Here is a 19,279-nt window from a genome sequence, read left to right on the forward strand (position 1 = left end):
TTGTGATCAACCTACCTTGCTAGACTCGATCGCATGTCCGCCGCTGATGGAGACCTCGCGAACCGGCCGGAGCGCCGCCGGCCGGGCACCAATCTCGGCTGGTCCCTCGCCACCGTGTTGCGCCGCTGGCACGAACACGTCGAGGAGGCGTTGGGGGAGCTCCCCCACGGCAGCCGGGGCTTCCACATCCTCGGCGTGGTCGTCCACGACGACGTCCCGACCCAGGGCGCCCTCGCGACCCGACTCGTGATCGACCGGAGCGTCCTGACGTACCTGCTCGACGACCTGGAGACCGCCGGCCTGATCGAGCGGCAGTTGGACCCGCGCGACCGGCGCGCACGCCGGATCGTCGCCACCGAGCACGGACGACAGGTGCTCGCCGACGCCGAACGCCGGGTCGCGCACGCCGAGGAACACGTACTCGCCGGGCTCCCGGAACAGCAGCGGGACCTGTTCCGGGCCGCAGCCGAACGCGCGGCGGACGCGATCCATGTCGCGGCACCGGCCACCGACCCCTGCCTCGCGGTGCAGGACGTCCTCGCCCCGGCCTCCGCCGACAGATCGGCGCCGTAGACCACACTCCCGTCGGGGCCCGGCCCCGCCCCCTGTGCCAGGGCAGATAATGCAACGGCACCCTCGCCTGACCGGCCGCTCGTACCAGCGCGGACGGGTGCACCGCCGGGTGCGGCGGCAGGTCGGTCCAGCGCACCAGGGAGTCGAGCCAGTGAGTGAGCGACCGTACGTCCTGCTGAGTTGCGCCACGTCGATCGACGGCTACCTCGACGACGCCAGCGACCAGCGGCTGCTGCTCTCCAACGACGAGGACTTCGACCGGGTCGACGCGTTGCGGGCCGAGTGCGACGCGATCCTGGTCGGCGCCAACACGATCCGGCGGGACAACCCCCGGCTCCTGGTGCGCTCGCAGCGGCGCCGCGACGAGCGGGTCGCGCGCGGCCTGCCCGCGTCACCGACCAGGGTCACGGTGGTCGGCAGCGGCGACATCGACCCGGCGGCCCGGTTCTTCAGCGACGAGACCGAGAAGATCGTCTACTGCGCCACCGGCACGGTCGAGAAGACCCGGGAACGGCTCGCGGGCGTGGCGGCCGTGGTCGACGGGGGCGAACCGGTCGACCTGGTACGGGCGTTGGCCGACCTCGCCGGGCGCGGCGTACGCCGGCTCATGGTGGAGGGGGGAGGCGCGACGCACACCCAGTTCCTCACCGCCGGGCTCGCCGACGAACTGCACCTGGTGATCGCCCCGTTCTTCGTCGGCGACTGCCGGGCGCCCCGGTTCGTCAACGACGGCCGGTTCCCGTGGCACCCCGGTCGACGGGCCCGGGTGGCCGAGGTCCGCCAGATCGGCGACGTGGTGCTGGTCCGCTACGCCCTTTCCGACCGGGCCGGTGCCGCGTGACCGACCACGACCGCCAGTGGCTCGAAGCGGCGATCGCGCTCTCGTACCAGAGCCCACCGGTCAGCTTCGCCTACGCCGTCGGCGCGGTGGTGGTCGGCCCCGACGGGGCGCGGCTGGCCACCGGCTACTCCCGCGAGACCGACCCGTACGTGCACGCGGAGGAGGCGGCGCTGGCCAAGCTCGCCGACACCGACCTCTCCGGGGCCACCATCTACAGCTCACTGGAACCGTGCAGCACCCGCCGTTCCCGGCCGAGGAGCTGCACCCAGTTGATACTCGCCGCCGGCATTCGCCGGGTCGTGTTCGCGCTGCGCGAACCGCCGCTGTTGGCCGACTGTCACGCCGTCGAGTTGCTCCAGGCGGCCGGCGTCGAGGTGGTCGAGATACCCGACCTCGCCGACCAGGTCCGTGCCGTCAACGGCCACCTGCTCCTACCGGATCAGTCACCCTGACGGTGCCGGTGACCGGCATCCGGGTCAACTGACGACGGGCAGGTCGGAGGCGCGGGCGGCGCGGCTGGCCTTCGCCGCCAGATAGTCGGCGTTGGCAGGGGAGAGGAACACCCCGGTCGGCACGACCTCGGTCACGGTCACGCCGAGCCGGCGCAGCTGCTCGGTCTTCTCCGGGTTGTTGCTCAACAGCGTGATCCGGTCCACGCCCAGGGTGGCAAGCATCTGGGCGGCGGCGGTGTAGTCGCGCTCGTCCTCCCGGTGACCGAGCGCCACGTTCGCCTCGAACGTGTCCAGCCCCGCGTCCTGCAACGCGTACGCGTCGAGCTTGGCGTAGAGGCCGATGCCACGTCCCTCCTGCCGCAGGTAGAGCAGGAATCCGCCGGTGTCGGCGATCCGTTCGACCGCCTCGCGCAGTTGCGGACCGCAGTCGCACCGCTGGCTGCCGAAAACGTCGCCGGTGAGGCACTCGCTGTGCGGGCGGACCAGTGGGGCCGGTCCGCCGGCGACCGACCGGCCGAGCGAGCCAGCCCAGTCGCCGAGGCCGAACGCGAGGTGCTCCCGGGCGTCCACCAGCCCGTGGAACGAGAACAGCCGCGCTGTCGTGGCGTACCCGTCAGGGAAGCGCAGCGGCACCGTGACCTGCGTCCGGACTGTCGCGACAGGCAGTGCGTCGTACATGGGTCTCCCTTGGTTGAACGGTGCCGTACCGGGTGGGGACTCAACCACCCACGGTGGCGCCCCGGCGCGCGGCGGTGGCGGGTGCCCGGAGGCGCCGGAGCACGAGTACGGCGGCGCCGGGCAGGCTTGAGACGATCACCAGTGCCCCGTACACGATGCCGGTGGTCACGCCCTCGGCGGCGGTCAGGCCGGAGGCGGCGAACGCCCACGCGGCCACACCCTCACGCGGCCCGAAACCGCCGATGTTCGCCGGCAGCAGCATGGCCAGCAGCGCCAGCGTGGTCAGCGGCACGAGTTGGGACAGCGGCGCGGTGGAGCCCGCCGTGCGGGCCGCGACCAGGAACGTCGCCAGATGACCGGCGACCACCACAGTGGAGGCCAGGACCACACCCAGCCAGTTGTGTCGGGCCAGGAACGCGCCGCGCAGGTCGGCCTCGGCGCCGCGCAGTGCCCGCGCCCACCGTGACTGTCCACCCCGGGGCAGCGCCCGGACCACCAGTACGGCACCGACCGCCCCGGCCACCGCCACCGCCATCGCCACCGGCAGGTACGACTGGACCGGAGACGGGAGCGCGAGCAGGACGGTCACCGCGACCACGGCCTGGACCACCTGCCCGGCGACCCGTTCCCAGACCACCGCTCGGATGCCGCGACCGACGTCACCGGCATCGCGACCGTGTCGTACCGCCCGGTGCACGTCACCGACCAGGCCCCCGGGCAGCGTGGCGTTCAGGAACACCGCCCGATAGCAGTGGGCCACGGCCGTGCTCAACGGCAACGAGACACCGAGGCCGCCGGCGACCAGGCTCCAGCGCCAGGCGCAGCAGACCGTGGTCAGTACGCCGATGCCGAGTGCGGCGGCCAGCGCCCAGCCGTCGATCAGGCGCAGCCCGTCGAGGAACGGACCGGCGCCCAGCCACCAGAGCAGGGTGGCGAGGATGGCGATCCCGCCGAGCGTCCGTACCCAGGCCCCGTTCATCCGCCTCATCGTCGACGCCGGGCGGCGGTGTCGGCGATGCCTCGGTGCGCTGCCGGTACCCTCCGCACACGTGCCTCCCTCGACGAGCGTTCGTGGGTATACACGTGTTTCGGCGGCCGAGGGTTCATTGACAGTTCGCGAGAAGGTCGTGGTGCCAGACCACGACATCGAGCCCGCCGGTGGTCGCCTGCGCCAGCCGGCGTCGCGCGTACGCGGCTGTCGGAGCCTCCAGGTCCGGCCGCTGTTCGCGGGCCGCGCCCACCCAGCCCTCGAACCACTCGGTGGTCAGCTCGGCCTGTGCCGGGCCGAGTCGCCACGGGCTCGGCCGGACCAGCACGTCGACCCCGTGCCGGCCGAACGCGTCCAGGGTGGCCGCCGCGGCGTCCGGTCCGAGCAGGCGATGCCCGTCGACCGTACGGCGCTGGTGGGCGTTGAACGCCTCGGTGATCTCCACGTCCAGCGGGTCGGGCGGGGTCAGTTCCACCCGGCCGATCACCGAGATGGTCAGTAGCGTGGGGCAGCCGGTGGCCGCGCACGCCGACACGATCCGTTCGATCTCCTCGGCGGTCAGCATGTCGAGCAGTGCGGAGGCGGTGATCAGGGTGGCGCCGTCGAGGTCTTCGGCGGTCAGCCGGGTGATGTCCCGTAGCCGGGTCTCGACCGTGACCGGTGCGCCGTCGGCGGCGTGGGCGGGCATCTCGGCCCGGGCCCGCGCCAGCAGCTCAGGATCCCGGTCATACATGATCCAGTGCTGTGGGCCGGGTAGGAGCGGGGCCAGCCACCGCCCCATCGAGCCGGTTCCGGTGCCGAGGTCGTGGACGACCGTACGTCGACCGCCGACCAGCCGCCGCCGGATCGGTTCGACCAGTTCCACCGCGCGGGCCGCCGCGTCGGCCGGCTCGCGCAGCCCGAGCCACGCCGCGAACGCCCGGGTGCTCTCCACCGTCATGCTGCCCTCCCGCCTACCACCGGCACCTGTGCCAGCACCTCCGAGACCAACCGACCGGTGACCTCCCAACCGGTGAGCGTCGACCGCCGGTCGGTGGCGGCCCGGCGTAGCCGCTGCCGCAGCGCGGCGTCGCCGAGCCACCGCCGCAGCGCGTCGGCGAGGGCGGCCGGGTCCCCGGGTGCCACCAGCAGACCCGGTCGGCGTCCGTCGGGAGTGTGACCGAGCGCCTCCGGTAGCCCCTTCGCCGCTGTGGCCAGCACCGGGAGTCCGCGCGCCAGTGCCTCGGTGACCACCATGCCGTACGTCTCGCCGCGTGACGCCAGCACCAACAGGTCGGCGGCGGCGTACGCGGCGTCGAGGTCGGCACCGGTACGCGGGCCGGCGAACCGGATCCGGTCGGTCAGACCGTGTTCGTCCACCTGACGGCGCAGCCCCTCGACGAAGTCCGGGTCACGGGTGAGTGCGCCGACGAGGACGCAGTTCCAGCGGAGGTCGGCGACGCTGGCCAGGGCGCGGGTCAACACGTCGTGTCCCTTGTGCGGGGTGACGGCCGCGACGCAGACCAGTTCCGTACCGCCGGCCGTGCCGGATGCCACCGGGGCCGGCTCCACGCCCGGCGCGGCCACGTGGATCCGGTCGGCGGGCAACGCGTACAGCGCGACCAGTCGATGTCGGGTCCACTCGCTGGTCGTGATGACGGCGACCGACGCCGCCAGGACCTCGCGTTCCGCCGCCCGGCGGGGCACGTCGTCGTCGCCGAGCGGCAGGTGCACCAGGACCACCAGACGCAACCGGTGCGCCTGCGGCACCAGAACCTCCGGTACGGCCGACGCGACCAGGCCGTCGAGAAGCACCACGGCGTCGTCGGGAATTGTCGCGAGCAGACCCGTGAGGGCGGCGAGTTCGGTCGCGCCCGGGTACGGCCAACCGCCCGGCACGGCGTGCTCGCGTACCGCCCATCCCGATGCGACGAGCCCCTGACACACCCGGCGGTCGTAGCTGTTGCCGCCGCTGGGTGTGGTCGGATCGTCGATGTCGCCCGGGAGCACCACGTGCACCACGGTCACGGTGCCGCCCCGGCCGGTACGCCGAAGGACCGCACTCTCACAGGGACCGTTCGTAGCTGGCCCACGCGACGTGCGACTCGCGCAGGGTGACCGTGATGCCGGTCAGCCCGTGCGCTCCCTCGCCGAGGGCGCCGATCCGGACCTGCTCGGCGAGACGGTCGGCGATCACCTGGGCGAGGGCCTCGGTGGAGGTGTTGACCCCGGCGAACGCGGCCTCGTCGTCGAGGTTGCGGTAGTTGAGCGGGGCGAGAACGTCCTTGAGCTGCTGGGCGGCGAGCCCCATGTCGACGACGATATTGTCGGCGTCGAGTTCGGGGCGCCGGAAGGTCGCGTCGACGACGAAGGTTGCCCCGTGGAGCCGCTGTGCGGGCCCGAAGACCTCGCCCCGGAAACTGTGGGCGATCATGATGTGGTCACGGACGGTCACGCTGAACAAGGGTTACTCCTGGTCGTAGGTGATGAGGTGGCAGAGCGCGGGCAGGGTGCCCGCGGCCAGTCGGTCGAGCACATCGGGCAGGTCGTCGAAGCGGGACGTGCCGGTGATCAGCGCGTCGAACGCGGGCTCCCGGAGCAGGTCCAGGGCGAGCGCCAGCCGGTCGGCGTAGCTGCGTCTCGCCGACCGGGCCGGCGAGACGGTGCCGACCTGGCTGCTGCGGATGGTCAGCCGACCGGAGTGGAACGAGCCACCCAGGGAGAGGTTCACCGGACGGTCGCCGTACCAGCTCAGGTCGACGACCGTACCCTCCGGGGCGAGCAGGTCCAGCGAACGTTGCAATCCGGCGGAGGTCGCGCTCGCGTGTACCACCAGGTCCCGCCCGGTGGCGGCCTCGGCCGGCGACGCGAATTCGACTCCGAGCGCCACGGCGAGGTCGGCGCGGCCGGGGTCGGTGTCGACCAACTGGACCCGCACCCCGGGGAAGCGGGCGAGCAGCGCCGCGACGCAGGCGCCGACCATGCCCGCACCGACCACGGTGACCCGGTCGCCGACCAGCGGCGCGGCGTCCCACAGGGCGTTCACCGCAGTTTCCACGGTGCCCGCCAGCACCGCGCGCGCGGGCGGCACGCCGTCGGGTACCACGGTCACGGCGGTGGCTGGGACGACGTACGCGCTCTGGTGCGGGTAGAGGCAGAAGACAATGCGACCGAGCAGTGCGGCCGGCCCCTCCTGGACCACGCCGACGTTGAGGTAGCCGTACTTCACCGGGGCGGGGAAGTCGCCCTCCTGGAAGGGGGCGCGCATCGTCGCGTACTGGTCGGTCGGGACGCCGCCCCGGAAGACCAGGGTCTCCGTGCCTCGGCTGACGCCGGAGTGGAGACTGCGGACGAGGACGTCGTCCGGTCCCGGATCGGGCAGGGGCGTCGACCGGATCTCGCCCACCCCGGGGGACCGGAGCCAGAAGGACCGGGCTTCGCGTGTCACCGGCCCCTCCTCTTCCAGGATCCCATCGATCCTCTCCAAGATCCGTTCGAACCGAACGGCCGCATATTACGTGTTTCCCTATCAAGGTCGTACACACGATAGACACGGAGGCAGGGTGCGCACGGTTCAAAGCGGTCCGCTGATCGGATTGATTGTCCAGGTTGTCCTGTTGGTGAGCCTTGCTGGAACAGTCGGCCTCGGTGCGGCGGGCTGGCTGGTCGGGGTCGTGTACGCAGTCGCCACCTGTGTCCTGCTGAGTCGAGGGCTGCACCGCTCGGGCGCGACCCGGATGGGACCGGCCGACCGGGTGACCCTGACCCGGGCCACCCTCATCGGCGGCGTGGCGGCGCTGACCGCCGACTCGTTCGTCCGACCGGTGCCGGTGGGACTGCTGGTCACCCTCACCGTCGTCGCACTCCTGCTCGACGCGGTCGACGGCAAGGTGGCCCGGCGTACGGGCACCGCGAGCGCACTCGGCGCCCGTTTCGACATGGAGGTCGACGCGTTCCTCCTGCTCACCCTCAGCGTCTACCTCACGCCGGTGATCGGCGCCTGGGCGCTGGCCATCGGCGGGATGCGGTACGCCTTCGTGGTGGCGATCGGGGTGCTGCCGTGGATGCGGGGGACGCTGCCGCCCCGCTACTGGCGCAAGGTGGTCGCGGCGATCCAGGGGGTGGCGCTGGTGACCGCCACCGCCGACCTGCTCCCGCGCCCGCTGATCGCCCTCGGGCTGGGGATCGCACTGACGTTGTTGGTCGAGTCGTTCGGCCGGGACATCTGGTGGCTGTGGCGTCACCGCCCGGTCCGACCCGGAGCCGTCCGTACCCTGGCGGCCCCGTCCCGGCCGGTGGACGCGGCCCGGCAGCCGGCCACCAGGTACGCCCGGTGACCACGATGGACGGCCTGCCGCGCCAGGCGGCGGCCTCGTCCGGGTGGCCCACCTGTCGATCCCGCGAGACGCTGCCCTCATGCTGTGCACCAGTTTCCGGCCGGAGTAGGGAGATACGGACGTGAGTCAGTTCGAGGCGGTCCTGTTCGACGCGGGCGACACGCTGATCCGGCTCTCCGGCAGCGGCGAGAAGCTACTGCACCAGGCGGTGGCCACCCTCGGCGTCGCACCACCCGACCCCGACGAGGTCGCCCGGGTCTGGCGGCAGGTGCTCGACCGCAGCAGCACCGCAGAGGAGATGGCCAAGGGGCGGGACCTCTCCAACGCCCGGCACCGCGAGGTCTGGACCGCGCTCTACGACGAGGCCGGGTGCGAGCGACTCGCCCCCGGGTTGAGCGAAACGCTGTACGCGCTCACCGTCAGCGCCGAATCCTGGGAGGCGTTCCCGGACACCCTGCCGACCCTGAAAGCCCTCCGGGAGCGGGGGCTGCGCATTGGCATCGTCAGCGACACCGGGTTCGACCTGCGTCCGGCGATGGACCAGTTGGGCCTCTCGCCCTACCTGGACACCGTCGTGATGTCCTACGAGCACGGCGTCTGCAAGCCCTCCACCACAGTCTTCCTCACCGCCTGTCACCAGTTGGGCGTCCGACCCGAGCGGACCCTGATGGTCGGAGACAACCCGCTCACCGACTCCGGTGGGGTTGCCGCCGGAATGTGCGTGTTCCTGCTGCCCCGGCCGGTCGCGACCGGACCGCGCGGGCTCGGACACATCCTCTCCCTGGCCGGAATCGGCTAACCCGCGAAGCGCCGCCGGCCGTCGTACCGACCCGATCCACCAGACTTCGCGTAAGAGGTGTTTGGCTTGTCGTTCGTCACTCGTCCGCGACGGGAACCGGCTCCGGAGCGGGAAACGACCGAGGGACCACCGGGTACGGGGGAGGACCGGCCGGTCGCGGGTGCCGAACGTACGCGGGACCGGAGCGTGCGTCGGCAACTGATGGCGAGGGTGGGCACCGTGCTCGCCGGTCTTCTGGTGCTCTTCGCGCTCGTCGCACCGGAGCAGATCAGCCGTTTCACCCCGGGAGCCTTCACCCGTATCCCGATCGAGGGACTGCTCGGTGTACTCCTCGTCCTGTTCCTGCCCGCCGGCGCGAGGCGGGTCACGGCGCTGGTGCTCGGCGCGGTGCTCGGTCTGTTGACCGTCGTGAAGCTGCTCGACCTGGGCTTCTTCAAGGTCCTGGACCGGCCGTTCGACCTGGTGCTCGACTGGATCCTGTTCGACGACGCCTTCAGCGTCCTCACCGACTCGGTCGGTCGGGCGGGCGCGATCGGCGCCGTGGTGGTGCTGGTGCTGCTCGTCCTCGCCATGCTCGTCCTGATGGCACTCTCGGTGCTGCGGCTGACCCGGGTGGTGGTGCGGCACCGGACCGTCTCGACCCGCGTCGTCACCGGGCTCGGCGCCGTCTGGGTCGTCTGCGCCGTGTTCGGCGCCGAACTCGCGCCCGGACTGCCGGTCGCCGCGAGCGGGGCCGCCGCCCTCGCCTACGACCGTACGGTCCAGGTACGTGCCGGTTTGCGGGACCAGGAGACGTTCGCCGCCGAGGCGGCCGTGGACGCCTTCCGGGACACCCCGGGCGAGCAGTTGCTGACCGGGCTGCGCGGCAAGGACGTCGTGCTCGCCTTCGTCGAGAGCTACGGGCGCGACGCGGTGCAGGATCCGGAGTTCGCGCCACAGGTCGGTGCGCTCCTCGACGAGGGCAACCAGCGGCTTAACGCGGCCGGGTTCGCCTCCCGCAGTGCCTTTCTCACCTCGCCGACCGCAGGCGGAGGGAGCTGGTTGGCCCACGCCACGTTGCTCTCCGGGCTGTGGATCAACAACCAGCAGCGTTACAGCAACCTGCTGGCCAGCGACCGGCTGACCCTCAACGGCGCCTTCCGTCGGGCCGACTGGCGGACGGTCGCCGTCATGCCGGCGATGACCCGGCCCTGGCCGGAGGGGGCGTTCTACCAGCATCAGCGGATCTACGGGGTCGGTGACCTCGGGTACCAGGGCCCGAGGTTCAGCTTCGCCCCCATGCCCGACCAGTACACCTTGGCGGCCTTCGAACGCCTTGAGCGGGCCCGGCCGGACCGCCCGCCGCTGATGGCGGAGATCCCCCTGGTGTCGAGCCACGGACCGTGGGCTCCGCTGCCCCGGATGGTCGACTGGGACGAACTCGGCGACGGTTCGGTCTTCGACAGCATGGCCAGGGAGGGCGACTCGCCGGACGTCGTGTGGCGTGACGCCGCCCGGGTACGCACCGAGTACCGACGCTCGATCGAGTACTCGTTGACCAGTCTCATCTCCTACGTGGAGAAGTACGGCGACGACGATCTCGTACTCGTCTTCCTCGGCGACCACCAGCCCGCGCCGATCGTCACGGGTGAGGGTGCGAGCCGGGACGTGCCGATCACCATCGTCGCCCGGGATCGGACCGTACTCGACCGGGTCTCCGGTTGGGGCTGGCAGGACGGGCTCCGGCCCGGCCCTCAGGCGCCGGTCTGGCCGATGAACGCCTTCCGCGACCGGTTCCTCACCGCGTTCGGCTGACCGGTCAGACCGGGTCGGATCGGTGAAACCGGGCGCTGTCGTCCCACGGTTCTGTCGCAGATCGGCCACCGTACATATTGGGCATTTGGCACCCCAGGTCGCGATAACGGGTCTTGTCCACGGCACGCCGGGCCGCGCTGGTCACCGGTCACGGCGAGCGCGTGCTAGACAGTGGGCAGTCGTCGGACTGGTGTGAGGGAGATCTCGTTGACTGACCCGGATCCCGGCCAGGTTCGTACGGATGACGGGGGCGGCGACGGAGGCTGGTCCCTACGCGACGTCGAAGTGCGCGAGTCGCGCCCCGCGCGCCTGGCCAAGTCCGCCGCGAACGGGGTGACCGTCGCCGAACTCGTCGACGAACTCCACCGGCTGTCCACTCAGGAGCTTTCCACGCTTCAGCGGGAGCTGAAGGTACGGGCCGGCGCCTCGGCCCATGTGGTCGCGCAGTCGACCCGGACGATGCTCGCGAGGGTGCCCGAGGAGCGGGCCGCCTGGGTCCTGCATGATGCCCTGCACTTCGGGGTGCGTAGCAGTGCCATGACCGGCATGCTCACCGAGGGTGAACTCGCCGCGCTGCTCCGCGCCGACCCGTCCGGCCTGGGATTCCTGACGGACACCGCCATACACGACCCGCTACGCGACATCCGCCAGTTCGGGAACACGTCCGCCGTACGCGGCGCGGTCTGGTCCTCCATGGTCAGCACCGGGCACCCGGGAGCGGTCGCCGCGCTCGGCTGGTTGGTCGCGGAGCTGCCTGGCGGGTGGACCGACAGCCAGGCCCAGATCGTCCGGCGCCTCTGGCGGCAGGTGTGTCAGCGGCTTCCCCTGCTGCCCGAGCACCCGGTGGCGCTGGGCCGCCTGGTCGAGATCGTCGCCGAACTCGACCGGGCCGGTGGGGCCGGTCCCGTCCCGGCCGCCGATCGTGTCTCGGCCGCCGCCAACGGTCACCCGTCCCAGGTCGGAGCGACCGCCGGGGCCGGGGCGACGTCTGAGGAACTGGCCGACCTTTCCGCCCGCTGTGACGCCGTCGAGTCCGTACTCGGACAGCTCCGCCGACGTGACCTGCCGGCACTGGCGCAGGCGGCAGAGGCCGGTCGGATACCTCCAGCCGCCGAACTCGACCGGATGATCCGACTGGCCGCCGAGATGGAGGACCTGTTCGTACGGGTGGCCGCCGCCACCGGCGTAGCGCTACCGACCACCGTCGAGCAGGCGCGGTCGTCCCTCGCTGAGACGGTCGCGGCGTCGTCGACGTTGGCACTGGTCGCGCGGGTCCGGCAGTTGACCACACTCTCCGGGCCGACGTACGTCGTCACCGAGATCCAGCAGGTCGCCGACCTGGCCGCCACGGTCGACGCCGACAGCGACCCAACTCTGCTCGCCGGCCTCGAAGCCCTCGTCACGGCGATCGACATCGGTGTGACCGACCCCGAGCGCTGCGCCGAACTCGCCCGCCGGGCCTCGCAGGCGTCCCCCGGCGCCGCGCTGCTCTGCATGCTCCCCGGCACCCTAGCCCTGCGCGCCCGTCCCGCCTCTGCCACCGCCGAGTCCGCCGGACCCGTCGAGTTCGTCGGACCCGTCGAGCCCGTCGAGGCCGCCCCCGCCCCCGAGGCCGGGGGTGACGTCGAAGAGGAGGGAGAGGTGGAGGAGGAGGTCGAGGGCGAATCGGTGGCCGCGGCCAGTGTGGCCACACCGGAGGTCATCGGGCCCGAGCCGTCGGTGCCGGAGCCCGACGAGGGCACGACCACCACCCGTGCCGACGAGCCCGACCCGGATCCGCTGGTCGTAGCGGCCGGGTACGAGCGTCAGCTCACCGACGCGGACATACACGGCAACGGCCGGTTCGACGGTGGCGCGATCGGGCTGGACCCGACGCTCCCGGGCTGGGACGTGACCATCGACGAGGTCGTTGCCGCGCTCAACTTCACGATCCCCGCCCCGCGTGCCGCCAGCGAGTCCCTTGTCAACCGACCCGCATCCGCATCCGCATCCGCATCCGCACCCGCACCCGCACCCGTACCCCTCACGACCGCCGATGCCGCGGGCACCCCGCCCGGCGTGGACGCCCTCTACACCACCCTGCTCAACGACCGCCAGTACGCACTCGCCTCCTGGCTGCTGGAGGCGGCGGAGACACCCGTACCCGTCGTGGCCGCACACCGGCTCGCCGCGCACGCCGCCGCGATGCGGACCTCGGCCGGCTCCAACGCCGCCGCCTTCGCCGACGCCGTCCGGCAACTGGACGCCGAGGCACTGCACGACCGGCTGGACGTGCAGATGCTGGTCTACGCCGCGTCCGTACGCGCCGGACTCCTCTCCCCGATCGCCGGCGCCGCCGGCCCGCTGCGCGACGTCACGAGCAGCATCGTCAAGTCCGGCTCGGCGGTCGAGAACCTCACCGAGGCGCTGCTGACCGCGATCTACAACGGCGCCTACCTCACCCCGAGCAGTGTCGGGGCGGTGGCCGGGGCCGCCGAGGCGGAGGCGGAACACGCCGCGCTCGCCAGGGTGGCCCGCGACATGCTCCAGTCTGCTCCCTCCCGGACGATCCGCTACCAGGCCGCGACCGAGTTGTGGCAGGCGTGGATGGCACCCGGCGGTTACCTCGGCGCCCCGCTGACCATCGTCGCCGCCGGCTCCCGCGACGTCGAGGAGCTGAGCTTCGTCCGGCACCGGATCCGCGAACTGCGCGCCAAGTCGTCCCTTGAGGCCCTGCTGGACCAGGACACCCGCCGTCCCCAGTCCGGCAAGCGCACTCGCCGGATCGAAGCCCGGGCACGTGAGAAGGTGCTGGACTGGACCTCGGACGTCACCGTCCTGCTCACCAACTGGGTCGAGGCGACCGAGAAGTTGACCAGGCCGGCGGCCGGCACCTGGATGGCCGATCCGATGGCGGAGCTGCGGACCCGGGTGAACGCCGTGCGAGGCCAAGCCCTGGACGAGTTGGCGGCACTCTCCGGGACCGGCCACGAGGCCCGGGACGCCGCAGTGCAGGCCGGGTTGGCGCTGCTGACCGAGTCGCTGGAACTGCTCGACGGTACGGCCACCCTGAGCGGGCCGGAGATTCCCGCCGAACGGGTCATCGTCGGTGCCCTCACGCTCGCCCCGACGCTGCCCATCGCCTCCGAGTTGACGCTCTCCCGTCGGGTCGAGGTCGGCGACGTCGCGGTGGCGGTCGACGCGCTGCGCGCCGGCCCGGCCGGATGGACGGCCGCCTTCGAGCAGCGGGCCGCGCAGCACGACCAGGTGGGTACGCACATCCTCATCGAGGTCCTGCGGCCGAGCGATCCACAGCTCGCGCAGCGGCTCTCCACGGTGCGGGACCGTTCGGTCGCGGACTCCACGGAGCAGCTCGACGGGCGGGTCGCCGCTCTCGCCGCCAGCATCGACGCCGACCGCCGATTCGGGCGGATGACCGCCGACCAGTGGGCGGACCTCTCCACTCGGGCCCGGGCCTACGAGGCCGCCGCCCGGGGGCCACGCCGCGACTTCGACACCATGCTCAAGGGGGTAGGACGGATCGAGGCGGACCGGGAGGCGACGGCGCGTGCGGCGATCTCGGCGATCCAGTGGCAGCTCGCCGAGATCGAAGTGCCGGCGGCGGCCCGTAGCCGGATCGACCACTGCATCGAGACGGGTGACCTGACCACCGCCAACGAATACCTGGAGACCGTGCGTGGCGGTCGCGAACTGCCCGGCCCGCGCGCCGACGTGGACCACCTCCGGCTCTTCTACCCGGTCTTCCCGGCGATGTTCGCCAACGCCGCGGCAGCCGCCGGCCCGAAGACGGGTCTCCTCACGGAACTGGAGCGGGCCATCGACGACGGCCGGAACCCCTCCGGTGGCGGGCTGGTTGACGCGCTCACCGGCGCCGGGGTCGACCTGTCGCAGATCGGTCGGCCGGAGGCCGCCTCCGGCCGAATCAGCCAGTGGTTGGCGCTGTCGTCGCCGAAGTCCTTCGACCAGGCAGGCGGCGGTACGCTCAGCCGGGTCAAGGCCATCCTGGAACAGCTCGGCTTCCTCGTGGACAAGACGAACACACCCCGGTCCCGGCGTGGGCAGTCCCACGGACGCTCGTACTGGATGCACCTCACCGGCGTACGGGCAACCTCCGGCAAGGCGCTCATCCCGGCCTTCGGCAGTGCGATCAGCCCGTCCGGCGACACCCTGCGCCTGCTCGCCGTCTGGCGGTCGCCGACCCCGCAGGAACTCGTCGAGCTGCTCCGCAGCGAACCGGCGGACCACTCGGTGGTCGTGCTCTACTTCGGCACGCTCGATGTGGCCGCCCGTCGCGAACTCGCGAGCCAGTTCCGCAGTGGCCGGAAACTGCCGGTCGCCGCCGTGGTCGACGACGCGGCGTTCGCGTACCTCGTCGCCCAGCCGGAGCCCGGCCGGGACATCACGATGGCGATCACCCTGCCGTTCACGTCGGCGACACCGTTCACCCCGGACGTCGCCGGCCTGGTGCCGCAGGAGATGTTCTACGGCCGCGCCGAGGAGCGCGACAAGGTGGTCGACATGATGGGTTCCTGCATCGTGTACGGCGGCCGACAGCTCGGCAAGTCCGCGCTGCTGCGCGCGGCCACCCGGGAGTTCGACGACGGCGACTCCCGGCACGCGATCTACCTGTCGATCTACAAGGTCGGTCAGGCCAACCCGGTCGACGCGGTGTGGACGACGCTCTGGCCCCGGCTGGCGGACAAGGGCATCGTGCCGAGCGAGATTCCCTCTGGTGACATCGCCACGGCGCTGACCGGGCATGTCTCGGTGTGGACCGCCGCCCGACCGGGACGGCAACTGCTCCTGCTGCTGGACGAGTCGGACTCGTTCCTCGACGCGGACGCCACCGACGGTCGGTTCACCCACGTCACCCACTTCAAGGAGCTGATGGAGGGGACCGGTCGCGCGGTCAAGGTGGTGTTCGCCGGGCTGCACCAGACCGCCCGGTTCGAGCGCCTGGCGAACCATCCGTTGGCGCACTTCGGTGACCCGGTCTGTGTCGGGCCGCTCGCGCCGCAGCCCGCGTACGACCTGCTCACCCGGCCCCTGCACGCGCTCGGTTACCAGTTCACCGGCCACGACCACGCCGCGCGCGTGTTGGCGTTGGCAAACAACCAGCCGGCACTGATCCAGCTCTTCGGCGCGCAGTTGCTGCGCAATCTGCAACGGGCACCGATGGCGCCCGGTGCACCACCGCAGCACGTCGCCGGCAACGACGTGGAGATCGTCTGGGCCGATGACGCGTTGCGGAACTCGTTCCGCAAGCGGTTCGACTGGACCCTCAACCTGGACCCCCGCTACAAGGTCATCGCCTACAGCGTGGCGTTCCACGCGCACGGGAACGGCGTCGGTTCGGCCCTCACCGCCACCCAGCTGCGGGCGGAGTGTGAGCAGTGGTGGCCACAGGGCTTCGCCCCGGAGGACGTACGCACCGGCGAGTTCCGGGCGCTGCTCGACGAGTGTGTGGACCTGGGGGTGCTCTCGTACGCCAACGGTGGCTACCGGCTGCGTACGCCGAACGTCCTCGACCTGCTCGGGTCGAAGGACGAGGTCGACGAGTTCCTGGAGCAGGCGGAGTCGACCCCGCTGCCGGAGAGCTTCGACGGCAGCCTGATGCGACCGGCGTTCGGTGCCGGGCTCACCCGTGGCCCGCTGACCTCACGGCAGATCGCGGACCTGCTCGCACCTCGCAGTCAGGTCCGTTTGATCGCCGGGTCGTCGGCACTGACCGTGGAGCGGTGCATCAAGGCGATCGAGGACGAGAACAACGGGGCCCACTCCGGCAGTCGCCGCAGTCACCTCTGCGAAGCGAAACCGTCGTCCCTGCGGAACACCTGCCAGCAGGCCACCGTCAAGGCGGCCGGCGGCCACGCGGTGGTGCTCGTCGACCTGAAGGCGGCGACTCTGGACGTGGCCCGTGACGCCTGGCGGACCGCTCGGGAGCTGATTGCCGCGCACTCCGGCGGGACGCTCGGCATCGTCCTGGTCACCACCCCGTCGCAGGCACCGCTCTGGTTGACCGCGGCCGCGGAGTCCGACGCCTCCTCCGGGCTGACCGGCCTGCGCCGTTACGACAAGACCGACCTACGGCTCTGGCTCACCGAGACGACGCTGCCATTCCAGGACGACGCGTCCCGAGGCGAGCTGCTCGCCACGACCGGCGGTTGGCCGGTGAACGTGAACCTGGTCGCGGAGGAACTCTCCCACGACAACGACGCCGGCACCCGGGCCGATCCGTTGGCCCGGATCCGTTCCCATCTGGCCGACCCGGTGCACGCGGAGGCGCTGGTCGCCGCCTCAGGGGCCGGGGCCGACGCCGCTCTGGAGCAGGCATGGACGTTCCTGGCCTCGGAGTTCGCCGACGACCGCGCCGACGCGGAGACGATCGCCGAGTACCTCACCCTGCACGGGGAGTCCGGTGATCCGGGTACGGACGCACTCGGGTCGGCCCAACTCGCCCGAAGCGGCTACCTCAGCACGGCGGATGTGGTCGACGTGCTGCGTACCCTCGGGTTGCTCGTCGCCAGCGCCGAGGACGGGCAGCTCTTCGTCGAACCGGTCATGGCGGCCGCCACCCGGACCGTACGGGGATGACCCGGACCCCCGGCCGGCTCCTGGCGACGCTGACCGGCGACGCGGCCCGGGCCGTACTGCGGTCCGGGGTCTACGCCGGGGAGCGGATCGACCACGACCGGTTCGCTACGGCGAACCGGTCCCAGCTCCTCACCGTGATCGCGAGGGTGCCCGCACTCCGGGCCGAGTTGGCCGCCAGGTACGCCGACGAGCTGGCCGGCGGCCATCCCTTGTTGCGGCAGCTCACGGATCCCGACCCGGCGGTGGCCCGGGAGGCCGCCGCGCTGCTCGGCAACGACCCGGGCGCGTTGGCGCGGGCGGTGGAAGCGTCGGCCCCGCCGAAGCGGGCGCCGAGGGCCGCCGCGAGCGTCGAGGAGCGCCGGGCGGAACGGGCCGTACGTCATCTTGCCGAGGTGCGCGCCGCCCGGGACCAGGCACGTGGTCAGCTCGACTGGGCGGTACGTGAGCGCGACGCGTTGCGGCAGGAGTTGGCGGCGGCGGTCACCGACCGGGACGAGGCCCTCGCGGTCATCGAGTCGCTCCGGGCCGAACTCGACAGCCGGCGACGCCAGTCGACCGCCCTCGCCGGGAGCCTCGGGTACGCGGCCGGACTCCTCGCCGGCCTGCTCGCCCCGGCCGCAGACAACGAGGCGCTCGACCCTGATCCTCGGGAACGGGACCGGAACGGGGTCCACGGCCCGGACCGGGACGTGGCGGCCGAGCCGGTGGCGACGCGGGAGCGTCTGGCGGCGGCGTTGGCTGCCGCCAATGTCGGGCGGGAGGCGTTCCTGGCCGTACTGGAGGCGTTGCGGGCCCCGGCGCCGTCGCCGGTCCCGGTGGCGAGCAGTCGTCCGAGGGAGATGGCCCTGACGCCGCTCGGTGGCGGCACCGACATCGGTGGGTCGTGCATGCTCGTCGAGGTGGGTGACGTCCGGATCCTGGTGGACGCGGGTCTGCGTCCCAAGCAGCCGATCGACCGTGCCGGGCCCCCTGACATCGGGATCGCCCGGGCCGGTCGACTCGACGCGATCGTGATCACGCACGCGCACAGCGACCACGCGGGTTACGTTCCGGCGCTGGTCGCCGACGACCCGAGTCTGCCCCTGCTCTGCACCCAGGACACCGCCGCGCTGCTGCCGACGATGTGGGCCGACTCGGTACGGGTCTTCGACCGCCTCCGCCAGGGGTATCTGCCTGCGGGTGAGCCAGCCGTCGAGCCGCCGTATGGCCAGGCGCAGGTGGTCGCGGCGCAGCGCCGGATCCGACCGACCGAGTTCGGGCGGGTGGTCGAGGTCGCCGACGGGGTGACCGTCGAGCTCTTCCCCGCAGGTCACATCCTCGGTGCCGCCGGTGTCGTGATCAGCGCCGGAGCGACCCGGGTCACCGTCACCGGCGACGTTTCCGACCTGGCTCAGGCCACGGTGCCGGGTCTGGTCGTGCCGGACCGGGCGCGCGGGTCCGACCTGCTCGTGATCGAGTCGACGTACTGCCGGCCGACCCGCTCCCGGCGGGGGACCGAGGTGGAGAACTTCATCGCGACGGTCGCCGAGACCGTCGCCTCGGGGGGCCGGGTGCTGGTTCCGGCATTCGCACTGGGCCGCGCGCAGGAGGTGGCACTGACGCTGCGCAACCGGCTGCCGGATGTTCCGGTGCTGATCGACGGCATGGCCCGGCGGATCACCCGAATCTACGAGCAGCAGACGGCCGACGGCGACAACCCGTTGCGCATCTACGGTGACCAGGTGCGCGAGGTCGCGCCCGAGCAGCGTCGTGAGTTGATCGCGGCGTTCAGGCGTGGGGTGATCGTCACCACCTCCGGCATGTTGACCGCCGGACCCGCCGTGGTGTGGGGGCGGTCGATCCTGCCGGACCCGACCGCGGCACTGCTGCTCGCGGGGCACCAGGACGAGGAGTCTCCCGGGGCGGCGCTGCTCGACCTGGCGGAGGGCAGGGAGTCGACGTTCGTGCTCGACACGGAGAGTGTCGACGTCAAGGCCCGGATCGCGAAGTTCGGTCTCTCCGCGCACGCGGACCGCACCGGTCTCAGCTCGATCGTCGACGACGTCGCGGCGGCGCAGGTGATGTTGGTACACGGCCTGCCCGGTGCGCAACGCGAGTTCGGTGCCCACCTGCGGCGGCGGGGACAGCCGGTGGTGCCGACCGACCGGTGGCAGTCCCGGCCCTCCGGCCCGTCGATCTGATCGCCTACCCGGCGCTGCTGTCGTCTTGGGTACAGCCTGGCGACGGGGCATCTGACATGATCAA

Annotated in this window: 13 protein-coding genes and 1 pseudogene; 8 read left to right on the forward strand and 6 right to left on the reverse strand. The window is 72.0% G+C overall.

Features of this window, described 5'->3' with window-relative positions; all coding sequences use genetic code 11:
• The first annotated feature begins 33 nt into the window (after positions 1–33).
• The 3 genes from ACIBF5_RS18640 (at position 34) to ACIBF5_RS18650 (ending at position 1,866) form a co-directional block, all read left to right on the forward strand.
• Positions 34–573, forward strand: coding sequence for a MarR family winged helix-turn-helix transcriptional regulator (locus ACIBF5_RS18640; protein ID WP_396813140.1), 540 nt, complete (start codon positions 34–36; stop codon positions 571–573).
• 151 nt (positions 574–724) lie between these two features.
• Positions 725–1,414 carry a RibD family protein gene (locus ACIBF5_RS18645; protein ID WP_396813142.1) on the forward strand — a complete coding sequence of 230 codons (690 nt, stop codon included), beginning with the start codon at positions 725–727 and terminating at the stop codon, positions 1,412–1,414.
• Positions 1,411–1,866 carry a deaminase gene (locus ACIBF5_RS18650; protein WP_396813143.1) on the forward strand — a complete coding sequence of 152 codons (456 nt, stop codon included), beginning with the start codon at positions 1,411–1,413 and terminating at the stop codon, positions 1,864–1,866. The genes ACIBF5_RS18645 and ACIBF5_RS18650 overlap by 4 nt, the downstream gene beginning before the upstream one ends.
• 24 nt (positions 1,867–1,890) lie before the next feature.
• Here ACIBF5_RS18650 and ribA read toward each other — a convergent pair whose 3' ends face one another.
• The 6 genes from ribA to ACIBF5_RS18680 form a co-directional block, all read right to left on the reverse strand.
• Complete coding sequence (gene ribA, locus ACIBF5_RS18655; protein WP_396813145.1) at positions 1,891–2,544, reverse strand: GTP cyclohydrolase II; 654 nt, start codon at positions 2,542–2,544, stop codon at positions 1,891–1,893.
• A gap of 40 nt (positions 2,545–2,584) precedes the next feature.
• Positions 2,585–3,523, reverse strand: a complete 939-nt coding sequence (locus tag ACIBF5_RS18660) for a YbhN family protein (RefSeq protein WP_396813147.1) — start codon at positions 3,521–3,523, stop codon at positions 2,585–2,587.
• Positions 3,524–3,647: 124 nt separating this feature from the next.
• Positions 3,648–4,472 (reverse strand): class I SAM-dependent methyltransferase, encoded by an 825-nt coding sequence (locus ACIBF5_RS18665; protein ID WP_396813149.1) that lies wholly within the window; start codon positions 4,470–4,472, stop codon positions 3,648–3,650.
• A complete protein-coding gene (locus tag ACIBF5_RS18670; RefSeq protein WP_396813151.1) occupies positions 4,469–5,539 on the reverse strand; it encodes a glycosyltransferase family 4 protein in 1,071 nt (356 codons plus the stop codon). Before ACIBF5_RS18670 ends, ACIBF5_RS18665 begins: the two co-directional genes overlap by 4 nt.
• A gap of 37 nt (positions 5,540–5,576) precedes the next feature.
• On the reverse strand, positions 5,577–5,975 hold the full coding sequence (locus ACIBF5_RS18675) for a 6-pyruvoyl trahydropterin synthase family protein (protein WP_396813153.1): 399 nt from the start codon (positions 5,973–5,975) through the stop codon (positions 5,577–5,579).
• Positions 5,976–5,978: 3 nt separating this feature from the next.
• Positions 5,979–6,959, reverse strand: a complete 981-nt coding sequence (locus tag ACIBF5_RS18680) for a zinc-binding alcohol dehydrogenase (protein ID WP_396813155.1) — start codon at positions 6,957–6,959, stop codon at positions 5,979–5,981.
• Positions 6,960–7,074: 115 nt separating this feature from the next.
• On the opposite strand from ACIBF5_RS18680, the pseudogene ACIBF5_RS18685 reads away from it, so the two are divergent.
• From ACIBF5_RS18685 to ACIBF5_RS18705, 5 genes and pseudogenes are all read left to right on the forward strand, one after another.
• Positions 7,075–7,770: pseudogene (locus tag ACIBF5_RS18685) on the forward strand (CDP-alcohol phosphatidyltransferase family protein); the annotation flags it as partial.
• 199 nt (positions 7,771–7,969) lie between these two features.
• Positions 7,970–8,647, forward strand: a complete 678-nt coding sequence (locus tag ACIBF5_RS18690; protein ID WP_396813157.1) for an HAD family hydrolase — start codon at positions 7,970–7,972, stop codon at positions 8,645–8,647.
• Between the two features lie 66 nt (positions 8,648–8,713).
• Positions 8,714–10,441 (forward strand): sulfatase, encoded by a 1,728-nt coding sequence (locus ACIBF5_RS18695; RefSeq protein WP_396813159.1) that lies wholly within the window; start codon positions 8,714–8,716, stop codon positions 10,439–10,441.
• A 207-nt stretch (positions 10,442–10,648) separates the two neighbouring features.
• Positions 10,649–17,035, forward strand: coding sequence for a hypothetical protein (locus ACIBF5_RS18700; protein WP_396813161.1), 6,387 nt, complete (start codon positions 10,649–10,651; stop codon positions 17,033–17,035).
• A complete protein-coding gene (locus tag ACIBF5_RS18705; RefSeq protein ID WP_396813163.1) occupies positions 17,032–19,215 on the forward strand; it encodes an MBL fold metallo-hydrolase in 2,184 nt (727 codons plus the stop codon). The genes ACIBF5_RS18700 and ACIBF5_RS18705 overlap by 4 nt, the downstream gene beginning before the upstream one ends.
• Positions 19,216–19,279: the final 64 nt, after the last annotated feature.

The organism is Micromonospora sp. NPDC050417, from assembly GCF_044458865.1.
GTDB lineage: Bacteria > Actinomycetota > Actinomycetes > Mycobacteriales > Micromonosporaceae > Micromonospora_G.